We start from the raw sequence: 12,074 nt of genomic DNA on the forward strand, positions 1-12,074 counted from the left end.
AAAGAAAATTACGAATAAAAAGCAAAACTACAAAAAATAATGTAATTAGCTCATACAAAGAGGATTAATTTTTTGACAGGAAGATAAGAGAAGACAGAGTCTTAGATGTTTTAGATAGTTTTTTTCAAAATTAGGTTTCTAAATCGTTACCTACCATACTGAAAAATATTTTTTATTAATAGGTTATATTTCAGTGTTTTACACCTTTTTTCATATTGTACAGTAACTTGATAAAAAGTACTTTCGCAAATTAAAAAATTAGAGTATGAAAAAAGTAAAACGCTCAACCTTTAAGGTATTGTTTTACCTTAAAAAGAATGCCCCAAAGAAGAACGGTAAGGTTGCTATTATGGGGCGTATTACCATTGACAATCAGGTAGCTCAGTTTAGTACCAAACTTGAAATCCTTCCACAGAAATGGGATTTGAAGTACGGAAGGGTAACAGGTAAAACAGAAGAAGCTACCCAACTCAATCGCAAGCTGGAAGAGATTCGCTCACGTATCATTACTCATTATGAGGTGTTGATGAAGTACGAGGGAGTGGTTACTGCTCAGAAGCTAAAAGCTACTTTCCTAGGCATAGGAGTAATGGAAGATTCCTTGCTAAAAGTCTATGAGAAGTTCAAAGAGGACTTTGCCTTGATGGTAGAAAAAGGTGTTAGAAGTTACAGTACGCTTAACAAATACGAGAATGTATATACTCATTTGAGCGAGTTTATCCAGTACAAATACCGCAGAAGTGATATTTCTTTCAAAGAGCTTACAGAAGACTTTATCAACGATTTTGACTTCTATCTTAGAGTTAATAAAAGTCTTACTCACAACACAATATGGGTTTATATGATGCCCCTTTGTAAAATGGTAGAAATAGCTATAGACAAGGGTATCATCTATCGCAATCCCTTTAAGAATTACATAAGCTCTATGGAGGAGAAAGACAGAGGCTATTTGCTTAGAGAGGAAGTAGAAACTCTTTTACAATATCACCCTAAGAGTGCTTCTGCTGAATTAGTACGAGACCTATTTGTTTTTAGTTGCTTTACAGGCTTCTCTTATATTGATATCAAACAACTTAAAAGAAGCCACTTACAATCGTTCTTTGACGGCAACAAATGGCTTATCAAACGACGTCAGAAATCCGATGTACCCTGTAATGTACGTCTGTTAGATATAGCCGAGAAAATTATTGAAAAATATGAGGGTACGACTCGTACTGAGGCATTGTTTCCTACGCCCTCCAATGCTAATTGCAACCTCCTGATTAAAAAGATGATGAAAGATTGTAACATCATTCGTGAAAAACCTATCTCCTTTCACTGGGCACGCCATACCTTTGGTACTCTGTTCTTAACAGAAGGGGTTCCCTTGGAAAGTGTTAGCAAGATGATGGGACATAAGAATATCAAAACCACCCAGATTTATGCTAAAATCACCAATGAGAAAATTAGCAAGGATATGGAAATTGCTGCCGAACGATTAAAGAATTTAAAGATAGGCTAACTAACAAATTTCTTCTTAGAATTAAAATCCATTGATAACATTTCAAAAAGAGATGTGTCAATGGATTTTTTTGTTGCCTTACAGAAAGCTATTAGAAGAGAAAAAGACTTCAACAAATAAGGAAAAGGATATTCGTTTGTCACAAATAGAAATACGTCATTAAGACTTACCTATTTTCCCTGTTTTAAACACTTAAGGCACGTAATGGCGGTTCGTTGTTCGAGTGCAAAGGTATTTCTGTGTTCTTAACGCTTCTTGCAAGGTCAAGCCCGATGGGTTTTCAAAAAAATCTCCAGCCCTTGTCCGTTGTCCTGCGGGTAGTATTTTTTTGAAAAACCTTGCAGAAGCTAAACACAGACCTTTTATGGCACTCGAAACGAAACCAGCTCATTCCGACCTTTAAGCGAATAAAAAAAATGTCAAATATGAGAAAAATGCCGCTTCTTACAGATTGTTTTTTGAAACGAATACCGCTTTTCCTCCCATTGTCGAATAAAAAATTTCAAACTATGTAGCTACCTAATTACGTTTTTACCTTCGTACGTACTTGCTTACGTTGATACGTAAATGCAAAGTAATGTACAAATATACATATAGCTTTACATAGAATTGTAAATAACTTTGTAAGTAAGTGATTGATTAAATATATTGCTAATATGCCCTAAATCACTTTATGAGCTTGTAGTGTTTATCTTCTTTTCTTATGGTTAATTAAAATTTGACCTTTAGGGAGAATTTTCTGTTCACCCGAACAGAGCAAGTTGTGTTTTGAGGCACGCATTAGGCGTTTAGGCACTCAAAACCACTTGCCCTTGCAGGGAGCCGAAAACCTCTCCAAAGTCGTGGTTTTTACTTACTAATGAAATTGTATATGGACAATAAATTACAACCTCAAAAACGAAAATTAGGAAGAGTTCCTAAAATAGATAAGGCTATTTACCGGTATACTATCAGTTTCAATCAGGTAGAACATACTCGATTTTTATCTCTTTTCGAACAATCAGGAATGAAAGTCAAAGCTCATTTTATCACTTCGGTATTATTTTCCAAAGAAATCAAAAGTGTAAAAATCGATAAATCAGTAATGGATTTTTATATCAAACTCACCGAACTCTATGGACAATTTCGGGCAGTGGGCGTGAATTACAATCAGATAGTAAAGATTTTGTATCGCAATTTTTCCGAAAAGAAAGCCGCTGCCTATCTGTTTAAACTCGAACAGCAAACCGCTCAAATGGTGGCTATCTGTAAAGAAATTATGGCTCTTTCGCAACAATTAGAACAGCATATCACTGAAAAAAACAAGAAAAATGGTCGCTAAAATACATCGAGGAAGTAATCTTTTGGAAGTATGGACAACCAAAAGGTAAATACCGAGATGAAAAATTATCAGAAAATCCCGCAAATTCTATCCTTTTTAGATGAAGAGGGAACAGATAAGATGCAAGAACAAATACAAACCAATTACAAGCAAGTGAAGTTAGATATTGTCAAACTTATCAAAAACGAACTTGAACACATCGAAAACGATTCTAATTTGGCTCATTTCCAAACATCATATAAGTAATAAGTAGTTGATTTTGTTGAATATGATTTATTTTCTATGTAATGAAAAAAATCAGTTCTTTAAATTATTGATTATAAACAATTTGTTTAATTTAGAATAATATAAGGTAACGACTTAATAACGGAAATAATTTCATTGATTTTACTTGTTTTGTGTCGTAACTCAATGTCGCAGAGTTACGAACTATTTACAAATCGGCGAAAAAACTTCTACCTCTTTCAAAAGGTTAATAGTAAGACAATCTCAAGTGTCATCGAACCAAAATGTGAGTATTGAAACGAAAAACATTTATCCTAATTCTTAATATATATGCACCGTTTACTCTCCATTTTAATGAAATTACTTTGTTCTTAATCTCCGTTATTATATTAATTTTTCAGAGTCATCAACATTTACGTTTTTGTTCATACAAAGTTCTCCACTTCCGTTTTTCAAGTTCGCGTTTCAGGAGCATCGTAGCGATAACCCTACTGATGGGCGTGTTGTTATTTTCTTGCAAGGCTACTTTGAGTTTTTCTTCCGAAACATCTACCCGATAAAGTATGCTGATAAGCTTGTTGAAATCCGTCTGAATCAAAAAATCTACATACGCAACTAAAACCTCAAATTGTTCTCCAAAAGAAATGTTTTTTTCAATACTTACTTCTTTATTTAATTGAGAATAAACTTCTCGAATAGCAAGTTTCTTTTCTTCCAAAGAAATTAGAGAATCGTTATTTGATTGATTTTCCATCTTTTTATATAAAAACGAATAGTTTCAATAGAAAGTTAACTTCCACACGCCAAACATTCCTCAGGGTTGTCTAGCGAGCAGGCTACTTGTGATTGTCCTAAAAGCAGCTGCGTATCTACGGTAAATTTGATGGCATCTACGGCGGCTTTGGTGCGGAGGTAGTACATACCCGTTTTGAGTCCGCTTTTCCACGCGTGGAAGTGCATCGAGGTGAGCTTTGCCAAATTCGGCTCTGCCATAAAGAGGTTGAGCGACTGCGACTGACAGATAAACGCTCCTCGCTCTGCCGCCATATCAATGATGGTTTTTTGCTTGATTTCCCAAACGGTTTTGTACAATTCTTTCAGCTCCGTAGGGATTTCAGGAATGTTTTGCACCGAACCATTTTCGGCGATGAGTTTGTTTTTCATCGTAGGGTTCCAAAGTCCCAACTCGATGAGGTCTTTGAGTAAGAATTTATTCACCACCACAAATTCGCCCGAAAGCACACGGCGGTTATAAATATTGCTGGTGTAGGGTTCAAAGCACTCATTGTTGCCCAAAATCTGCGAAGTAGAGGTGGTAGGCATCGGTGCTAAAAGAAGCGAATTGCGTACGCCGTGGGTCATCACCTCTTGGCGAAGTTTTTCCCAATCCCAACGGTCAGAAGGGACAACTTGCCACAAATCAAACTGAAATTTCCCTTCCGAAAGCGGCGACCCTGCAAACGAGCTGTATGCCCCTTGCTCCTTTGCCAAGTCCATCGAGGCTTCCATCGAGGCAAAATAAATCGTCTCGAAAATATCCTTGTTCAGCCTCCGAGCTTCTGGGCTTTCAAAGGGCAAACGGAGGAGTAAAAACACATCTGCCAAGCCCTGCACGCCTAAGCCTATCGGACGATGGCGGTCGTTGGAAGTTTTGGTCTCAGGAATGGGATAATAATTTCCATCGATGATTTTATTGAGATTTCGCGTAACGATTTTGGTTACTTCGTAGAGTTTTTGAAAATCAAATCCCCCACTGGAAACATAGCGAGGCAATGCCAAGGAAGCCAAATTGCACACCGACACCTCATCGGCGTTGGTATATTCCATAATTTCGGTGCAGAGGTTAGAACTGCGTATCGTACCAATGTTCTTTTGGTTTGATTTTTCATTCACGGCATCTTTGTAGCACATATAAGGCGTGCCGGTTTCTATTTGAGCTTCGAGAATGGCTGTCCAGAGTTCGCGTGCTTTGATTTGCTTGCGGAATTTTCCTTCGTTTTCGTAAGTGGTATAAAGTTCGTTGAATTTTTCGCCATACACCTCGTACAGCCCTTGTGCTTCGTTGGGGTCAAAGAGCGACCACATTTGGTCGGCTTCTACGCGTTGCATAAAGAGGTCAGGAATCCAAAGGGCAGGAAATAAATCCCTTGCGCGCATCTCCTCCTTACCGTGATTTTTACGAATATCAATAAAATCAAAAATATCCGAGTGCCACGGTTCGATATACACGGCAATGGCACCTTTGCGTTTGCCTCCACCTTGATCTACATAACGAGCCGTATCGTTGAACACGCGAAGCATCGGAATGATGCCGTTGGAAATTCCGCCAGTCCCTTTGATATAACTGCCTGTGGAACGAATGTTGTGAATGCTCACGCCAATTCCGCCTGCCGATTGCGAAATCAAAGCACAGCGTTTGAGGGTATCGAAAATCCCTGCGATACTGTCTTCGGTCATACTCAGCAAGAAGCAAGACGACATTTGCGGTTTGGGCGTACCTGCGTTGAAGAGCGTTGGTGTGGCGTGGATAAACCATTTTTCGCTCATCAGGTTGTAAGTTTCAATCGCTGCCTGAATATCTTCTTTGTGAATGCCCAAGGCGACACGCATAAAGAGATGTTGCGGTCGTTCGGTTACCTTTCCGTTGGTGCGAATGAGGTACGAACGCTCCAAGGTTTTGAATCCGAAGTAATCAAAATTATAATCACGGTCGTAGATGAGACTGCTGTCGAGTTCATCGGCGTTTTTACGAATGATTTTATAAATTTCTTCCGAGATGAGCGGTGCGTGGGTTTGGGTTACAGGGTCGGTGTATTCGTAAAGCAATTTGGCGGTTTTAGAAAAGGATTTGAGGGTATTTTTATGCAAATTGCTCACCGCGATGCGTGCCGCCAAGACCGAAAAATCGGGGTGAATGGTGGTTTGTGCAGCGGCGGTTTCGGCAGTGAGGTTGTCCAGTTCGGTAGTGGTAACATTGTCGTAAATCCCTTGAATTACCTTTTTAGCAATTTCAATTACATCTTTTTCCGAAATTGATAAGCCGTAGATGAGTTTATGAATACGAGCCGTAATTTTATCAAAATGAACGGCTTCTTTTTTTCCGTTTCTCTTTATTACAAACATTTCTTTTTTTATTTGAATTTCATAGCATAAGCAGGAACTAGATTTCCTTTCAATAGTTTTTGGAGTTTGGATTGCATCAGTTTTTTCGCCAAGGGTTTCACGCGGTCAATGTAGAGAATGCCTTCCAAGTGGTCGTATTCGTGGAGAATCACGCGTGCAGTCATTCCGCTAAAAGTTTCGGTGATGGTTTCAAATTGTTCGTTTTGATAGCTCAATTCCACCGACCACGAACGGGCTACTTTTCCTGATAAAAAGGGCAAACTCAAACAGCCTTCTGCTTCTTCCCATTGTTCTTCGGAAAGATTTTTTATTTGCGGATTGATAAACACTCGCCGAATACCCGTGTCGCCTTTTTCGAAATAGGCTATTTTATCCCTTTCGTCCATCGCCTCGTAAAGCAATTGAGAATCGGCAACGAACAACCGCAACGATTTTCCGACCTGCGGTGCTGCCAACCCACAGCCATTGGCCTTTTCCATCGTTTCCCACATATTGGCGATGAGTTCGTGCAAATTGGGAAAATCAGAGGCTACGGCTTGTGCCTTGACTTTGAGTACATTATTTCCGTAAGCAAATATGGGAAGTTTCATTTTTTTAATGGTTTTATTTGGCTAATAGCTAATGGCCGATAGCCAATAGTTATTTTAAAAATCTTCATCGAGTGAAAAGGTGTTTTGTTCGCTGTTGGTTTGTGCTACGCCTGTTTTTTGGTATTCGCCTACACGCCGTTCGAAGAAATTGGTTTTTCCTTGCAGAGAAATAAGTTCCATAAAATCAAACGGATTGGTAGCGTTCCACACTTTATTGCACCCCAAGGCAACGAGCAATCTATCGGCTACAAATTCGATGTATTGGCACATCAGTTCGGCATTCATTCCGATGAGTTTCACAGGGAGTGCATCGGTAACAAATTCCTTTTCGATAGCAACGGCATCTACGATGATTTCTCGTATGGTTTCTTCCGAAAGTTTGTTTTGTAGATGATTGACATAGAGCAAACAAGCAAAATCGCAGTGCAAGCCTTCGTCCCGACTGATGAGTTCGTTAGAAAAGGTGAGCCCTGGCATCAAGCCGCGTTTTTTGAGCCAAAAAATAGAGCAAAAACTTCCTGAAAAGAAGATGCCCTCCACCGCAGCAAAGGCGATGAGTCGCTCGGCAAAACTTCCTTTGGTAATCCATCGCAACGCCCATTTTGCTTTTTTGGTAACACACGGAATGGTTTCGATGGCACGAAGCAAATAATCCTTCTCGGCAGGGTCTTTCACATAAGTATCGATGAGGAGCGAGTACATCTCGGAATGGATATTTTCAATCATAATTTGAAATCCGTAGAAACATCGTGCCTCAGGATATTGCACCTCTTGGAGGAAGTTGATGGCAAGATTTTCATTCACGATGCCATCACTGGCAGCAAAAAAAGCCAACACTCGCGAGATGAAAAATCGTTCGTTGTCGTTGAGTTTGTTTTGCCAATCGTGGAGATCGGGCGACAAATCTACTTCTTCTGCCGTCCAAAAACTGGCTTCGGCGTTTTTGTAGAATTGCCAAATATCATTGTGCTGTATAGGAAAAATGACAAAGCGGTCTTTGTTGTCTTGTAAGAGGGGTTCGGTAATCATTTTTTAGTTTCTTTTAATTTTACAGACGCCTGAATATCAACATTTTCCCATACTTTACTTATACCATCAACACCTTTATGCAAATCAAAACAAACTGAGTTAAGTACTTCTAAGGCTTTCAAAGCTTTAAAATCTTTCAAATCGATAGAAGATTTGACACTCAATAAATTATCTTTGAATTGAATTTCTGCTGGAATATTATTCACACTAACTCCATTCATTCTTAGCTTAATAGTCCATTGATGGTTTTCAAAAATGAATTTTCCTGATATTTTTCCTGCTTCGTTCATCAATCCGAAAAAGGAATTTTTAATTTTTTCATCTCTGGAAGGATCTCCTGTTGATAACTCCAAAGCACGAATAGAAAACTCAGCATTGTTTAAAAAATCTTCAATGGATTTTCCTTCTGAAAGGTTGATTAAGTCCACCGATTGAAAAGTTCCTTTTACAGGTAATTTCTCGGTAGTTTTATATGCCGTCCATTCTACTTTTGCTGAATTTTCAACGGGTTCAAAAGATGATTTTTCATTTTTACAAGAATACAACAATGTACCTCCTATACCTAATAGTACGATGAATAATTTTTTGATTTTCATTAGCATTTACTTTTTACAAATTCATAAATCAGTCTTACAGGCACTGCTGTTGCTCCGCTTTGTTTATAGCCTTTTTTGTCTTTGAGGAAAGCAGCCCCTGCGATATCGAGATGTACCCAAGGGTAATCGGTAAAATGCTCCAAAAATTTGGCTGCTGTACTCACTCCGCCGATGGGTCCGCCAATGTTTTTAAGGTCGGCAATATCAGATTTTATGAGTTCGCCGTATTCTTTCCAAAGAGGGAGCTGCACAATGCGTTCATAGACTTCCTCGCCAATGGATTTTAGAGCATCGATACTTTCTTGGTGGTTGGAAAGTCCTGCAATTCCGAAACTCCCTGTAATCGCCGCCGAAGCTCCCGTGAGCGTAGCCATATCAATCACTAATTCAGGGTTGAATTTTTTCGCATAGCAAAGTGCATCTGCCAAAACAAGTCGTCCTTCGGCATCGGTATTTTGCACTTCTACCGTAGTGCCGTCCATTATGGTAATCACATCATCTACCACTAAGGCATTGGAATTGATTTTGTTATCCGTGGCGGGTACAATACCAATCACATAGTAAGGCAATTGATTCCCCGCAATTACCGAAATGATACCCAATACAGCGGCACCACCTGCCATATCGCATTTCATTGTACTCATTACGCCGCCCACTTTGAGTGAGTAACCGCCCGTATCGAACATTACACCTTTGCCTACCAAAACCAAAGGTTGAGAATTGACCGCATTTTTCGGTTTGTAGTGCATAATATTAAAAGTGGGTGGTGTTTCCGAGCCTTTATTCACGCCGAGCAAACCTCCCATTTTTAGGGTTTCGATTTGTTTTTTATGAAGAATTTCCGTTCCAAAACCGAATTTTTCACCTGCTTCCTGCACCCATTCTGAAAACTTGAGAGCATCCATATAATTAACAGGTTCATTTACTGCGTTTTTGGTGAGGGAAATGGCTTCAAGAACTGTGTTAAGTTCATTGTATTGCTTTTCAGAAAGAGCGGTTTCCGAAACAAATAGCGTGATTTTACCCGTCTTTTTTTTGGATAGATATTTATCAAAATGATAACTGCTAAGCAACACACCTTCCAAGAGGGCGTATTTTTCTTTTTCGGAGAAAAGTTCCAGATTTTCAAGAACCGCCTCCACCGAAGATGAAACAGAAGATGGTTGTAGTTGTTGCACAATGGTTGCCCCTACTTGTCTTAAATCCTCTAATTCGTATTTGGAAACGGCTACCAGCAAACTTTTTTCTTCTTGCCAAAGATGCCAATGTTTATTCTCCTTATCCTCAAACGACTGATGAATTTCTTCTTTCAAATTTTCCTGAATATCAATATTTTGCAAATCTTTTTGGCTACGAATAAAACGAATTATTGTGCCTTTCTCAAACGATAATTTGTCGGCAGTATAGCGTTTTAGCTCTGTATAAAGGTAAGTATCGATCATTTTATTTATTTTTTTAATTGTTGAGAAAGTGTTTGTTCTCCCGCCTTCCACCCACAAGCGGTTAATTCTTCTGTTTGGAGAGCATCTAATACGCGAAGTACTTCATCTACATTTCTTCCCACATTCATAGGATAAACGCTCACCCATTGTATAATTCCTTGTGGGTCAATGATAAAAGTAGCTCGATAAGCAACTTTTTCTTCGCAATTTAAAATTCCCATTTCTTCGGCTAAAGATTTGGAAGTATCGGCAAGCATTGGAATAGAAAGTTCTGCTAATTGTGGATGATTTTCTCTCCACCCTAAATGTACATATTCGGTGTCGGTAGAAGCACCAATCAACATAGCGTTTCTTTCCAGAAATTTTTTATTATTTTTATTAAATTCTATAATTTCTGTTGGACAGACGAAAGTAAAATCTTTAGGCCACCAAAAAAGCACCATCCACTTTCCTTGTTCGGCTGCGTAGTTGTGTGTGATTTCAGAGATTTCTATGCCTTTCTTTGTAGAAATAACGGCTTTTTTAACAAATTCTGGTAATTTATCTCCAATGCTTAGTATTCCTTTTTGGATGAGTTGTAATTGCTCTTTCTGAACCAATTTTTTAATTGAATTGCACATAATCAAATGTTTTTATATTTTCTAAATTGTTTGTTATCAATCGTTTTTTCAAGTAAGTTAAAAAAATAGTTTTACTTATTGTATCTAAATTATTTTTTTGAATAAAGTTTATGTAACTAATGACAGATTTTTTCAATTCTCCCTGAATTTCTTCTTTTTTATAATTCTTTTCATAGAGATATAAAAGAAAATATATCACTTTTTGCAACATTTCCTCTGCATTTTTCAAATCTTTTATTTCCTGATAGCAATTTGCCAAGTTGTTACACGAAACAACGTACAATTGTACAAAAGGAACTTTCAGTCGGACGCAATCGAGAAAATTACCATTAAGCACTTCAGCTCTGTACAAGGCATTTAGATAGCCACTCAAAGCAACTTCATAATTTCCTTCGTTAAAAGATTCATTGGCTTCTTCGGTTAAAATCTTCCAATAATTTTCGATATGGTTTACACAAGTATCACTCATTATATTTCAAGTTTTGGTTAGCAAAATTCCAGTTTACAAGTTCCCAAAAACCTTCCACGAATTTGGGTCTTGCATTTCGATAATCGATATAGTAGGCGTGCTCCCACACATCGAGGGTAAGGATAGGAGTTTTATTTTCAGTCAGTGGAGTGAAAGCATCTTTCATTGGGAGAATTTCTAATTTTCCTTCCTGATTTTGAGCCAGCCACGCCCAACCAGCACCGAATAATTTTACGGCAGTGGCAGAGAATTGTTCTTTAAAATTTTTAAAACTTCCGAAATCGCGGTTGATGAGTTCAGCGATTTTTCCAGTAGGATTTTTTCCGCCATCGGGCGAGAGACAATTCCAAAAAAAGGAATGATTCCAATGTTGAGCTGCATTGTTGAAAATGGCTACTTGGTTTTCGTTGTAGCTTTTTCGGATGATGTCCACGATGTCTTTTTCCGCCCATTCGGTATCTTTTACCAATCCCGCAAGGTTGTTTACATAGGCAGCGTGATGCTTTTCGTAGTGATAATCAAAAGTTTCCTCTGTAATAATCGAATTTAGAGCATTTTTGTCATACGGAAGCTCTGGGAGTGTGTGATTAATATTCATTATTTTTCAGGTTTAAATAGTTAGCTTAATTGATTTTCAATTGTTTAATATTATTATTTTTAATATTTTTAGATTTGCAAAAATAATAATTTAGACTTATCTAAAAAAATAAATTGATGATTTTTTTATTTATCTTTTCAATATAGTTTTTTAATAATTTGTAAATCAAATATATAAAATAATGTTTGATGTTTTACACGTTATTTATTTTTTGTTTTTTTCGGTGAGATGCTATTCTAATCTTTGCGAAAGAGTCATAATTTCTTTACAGATAGCCACTATTTGAGCGGTTTGTTTTTCAAGTTTAAACAGATAGGTGGAGGCTTTCTTTTCGGAAAAATTGCGATACAAAATCTTTACAATCAGATTGTAATTCACTCCCACTACCCGAAATTACCCATAGAGTTCGGTGAGTTTGATATAAAAATCCTTTACCAATTTACCGATTTTTACACTTTTGATTTCTTTGGAAAATAATACCGAAATAAAAATATATCTTAAATGCCTAAAGAAATGACTGAAAGTCTTATAGTCAAAAAAGAAGCCCTGAAATGTAGCGG

12 protein-coding genes and 1 pseudogene are annotated in these 12,074 nt (G+C 37.7%); 3 read left to right on the forward strand and 10 right to left on the reverse strand.

Annotated elements, in window-relative coordinates:
• Positions 1–265: 265 nt before the first annotated feature.
• From Q0162_RS01070 to Q0162_RS01080, 3 genes are all read left to right on the forward strand, one after another.
• A complete protein-coding gene (locus tag Q0162_RS01070) occupies positions 266–1,501 on the forward strand; it encodes a site-specific integrase (protein ID WP_297887762.1) in 1,236 nt (411 codons plus the stop codon).
• A gap of 871 nt (positions 1,502–2,372) precedes the next feature.
• On the forward strand, positions 2,373–2,822 hold the full coding sequence (gene mobA / locus Q0162_RS01075) for a conjugal transfer protein MobA (RefSeq protein ID WP_095900567.1): 450 nt from the start codon (positions 2,373–2,375) through the stop codon (positions 2,820–2,822).
• Positions 2,823–2,852: 30 nt separating this feature from the next.
• Complete coding sequence (locus Q0162_RS01080; protein WP_095900566.1) at positions 2,853–3,068, forward strand: hypothetical protein; 216 nt, start codon at positions 2,853–2,855, stop codon at positions 3,066–3,068.
• A 385-nt stretch (positions 3,069–3,453) separates the two neighbouring features.
• Here Q0162_RS01080 and Q0162_RS01085 read toward each other — a convergent pair whose 3' ends face one another.
• The 10 genes and pseudogenes from Q0162_RS01085 to Q0162_RS01130 all read right to left on the reverse strand — a co-directional run.
• The gene (locus tag Q0162_RS01085; RefSeq protein ID WP_232748778.1) at positions 3,454–3,801 is read right to left on the reverse strand and encodes a hypothetical protein; all 348 of its coding nucleotides are present in this window, start codon (positions 3,799–3,801) and stop codon (positions 3,454–3,456) included.
• A 35-nt stretch (positions 3,802–3,836) separates the two neighbouring features.
• On the reverse strand, positions 3,837–6,170 hold the full coding sequence (locus Q0162_RS01090; protein ID WP_297887772.1) for a ribonucleoside-diphosphate reductase subunit alpha: 2,334 nt from the start codon (positions 6,168–6,170) through the stop codon (positions 3,837–3,839).
• An 8-nt stretch (positions 6,171–6,178) separates the two neighbouring features.
• Positions 6,179–6,760 (reverse strand): peptide deformylase, encoded by a 582-nt coding sequence (gene def / locus Q0162_RS01095; RefSeq protein ID WP_095900506.1) that lies wholly within the window; start codon positions 6,758–6,760, stop codon positions 6,179–6,181.
• A 54-nt stretch (positions 6,761–6,814) separates the two neighbouring features.
• A complete protein-coding gene (locus Q0162_RS01100; RefSeq protein WP_009388529.1) occupies positions 6,815–7,789 on the reverse strand; it encodes a ribonucleoside-diphosphate reductase small subunit in 975 nt (324 codons plus the stop codon).
• A complete protein-coding gene (locus Q0162_RS01105) occupies positions 7,786–8,385 on the reverse strand; it encodes a YceI family protein (protein WP_254424738.1) in 600 nt (199 codons plus the stop codon). Before Q0162_RS01105 ends, Q0162_RS01100 begins: the two co-directional genes overlap by 4 nt.
• Positions 8,385–9,827: a M17 family metallopeptidase gene (locus Q0162_RS01110; RefSeq protein ID WP_095900504.1), complete on the reverse strand. Its 1,443-nt coding sequence runs from the start codon at positions 9,825–9,827 to the stop codon at positions 8,385–8,387. The genes Q0162_RS01105 and Q0162_RS01110 overlap by 1 nt, the downstream gene beginning before the upstream one ends.
• A gap of 5 nt (positions 9,828–9,832) precedes the next feature.
• Complete coding sequence (locus tag Q0162_RS01115; protein ID WP_297887783.1) at positions 9,833–10,426, reverse strand: peroxiredoxin; 594 nt, start codon at positions 10,424–10,426, stop codon at positions 9,833–9,835.
• 4 nt (positions 10,427–10,430) lie between these two features.
• Positions 10,431–10,916 (reverse strand): tetratricopeptide repeat protein, encoded by a 486-nt coding sequence (locus Q0162_RS01120; RefSeq protein ID WP_095900502.1) that lies wholly within the window; start codon positions 10,914–10,916, stop codon positions 10,431–10,433.
• On the reverse strand, positions 10,909–11,514 hold the full coding sequence (locus tag Q0162_RS01125) for a superoxide dismutase (RefSeq protein WP_095900501.1): 606 nt from the start codon (positions 11,512–11,514) through the stop codon (positions 10,909–10,911). The genes Q0162_RS01120 and Q0162_RS01125 overlap by 8 nt, the downstream gene beginning before the upstream one ends.
• Positions 11,515–11,745: 231 nt before the next feature.
• Positions 11,746–11,997: pseudogene (locus Q0162_RS01130) on the reverse strand (hypothetical protein); the annotation flags it as partial.
• Positions 11,998–12,074 lie beyond the last annotated feature (77 nt).

Origin of the sequence: uncultured Capnocytophaga sp. (assembly GCF_937936315.1) — a bacterium.
Taxonomy (GTDB): domain Bacteria; phylum Bacteroidota; class Bacteroidia; order Flavobacteriales; family Flavobacteriaceae; genus Capnocytophaga.

Excerpts from the sequence above, each read along its gene's own strand:
- Q0162_RS01070 (WP_297887762.1), top strand. The coding sequence starts at position 266 with ATGAAAAAAGTAAAACGCTCAACCTTTAAGGTATTGTTTTACCTTAAA.
- mobA (WP_095900567.1), top strand. The coding sequence starts at position 2,373 with ATGGACAATAAATTACAACCTCAAAAACGAAAATTAGGAAGAGTTCCT.
- Q0162_RS01080 (WP_095900566.1), top strand. The coding sequence starts at position 2,853 with ATGGACAACCAAAAGGTAAATACCGAGATGAAAAATTATCAGAAAATC.
- Q0162_RS01085 (WP_232748778.1), bottom strand. The coding sequence starts at position 3,801 with ATGGAAAATCAATCAAATAACGATTCTCTAATTTCTTTGGAAGAAAAG.
- Q0162_RS01090 (WP_297887772.1), bottom strand. The coding sequence starts at position 6,170 with ATGTTTGTAATAAAGAGAAACGGAAAAAAAGAAGCCGTTCATTTTGAT.
- def (WP_095900506.1), bottom strand. The coding sequence starts at position 6,760 with ATGAAACTTCCCATATTTGCTTACGGAAATAATGTACTCAAAGTCAAG.
- Q0162_RS01100 (WP_009388529.1), bottom strand. The coding sequence starts at position 7,789 with ATGATTACCGAACCCCTCTTACAAGACAACAAAGACCGCTTTGTCATT.
- Q0162_RS01105 (WP_254424738.1), bottom strand. The coding sequence starts at position 8,385 with ATGAAAATCAAAAAATTATTCATCGTACTATTAGGTATAGGAGGTACA.
- Q0162_RS01110 (WP_095900504.1), bottom strand. The coding sequence starts at position 9,827 with ATGATCGATACTTACCTTTATACAGAGCTAAAACGCTATACTGCCGAC.
- Q0162_RS01120 (WP_095900502.1), bottom strand. The coding sequence starts at position 10,916 with ATGAGTGATACTTGTGTAAACCATATCGAAAATTATTGGAAGATTTTA.
- Q0162_RS01125 (WP_095900501.1), bottom strand. The coding sequence starts at position 11,514 with ATGAATATTAATCACACACTCCCAGAGCTTCCGTATGACAAAAATGCT.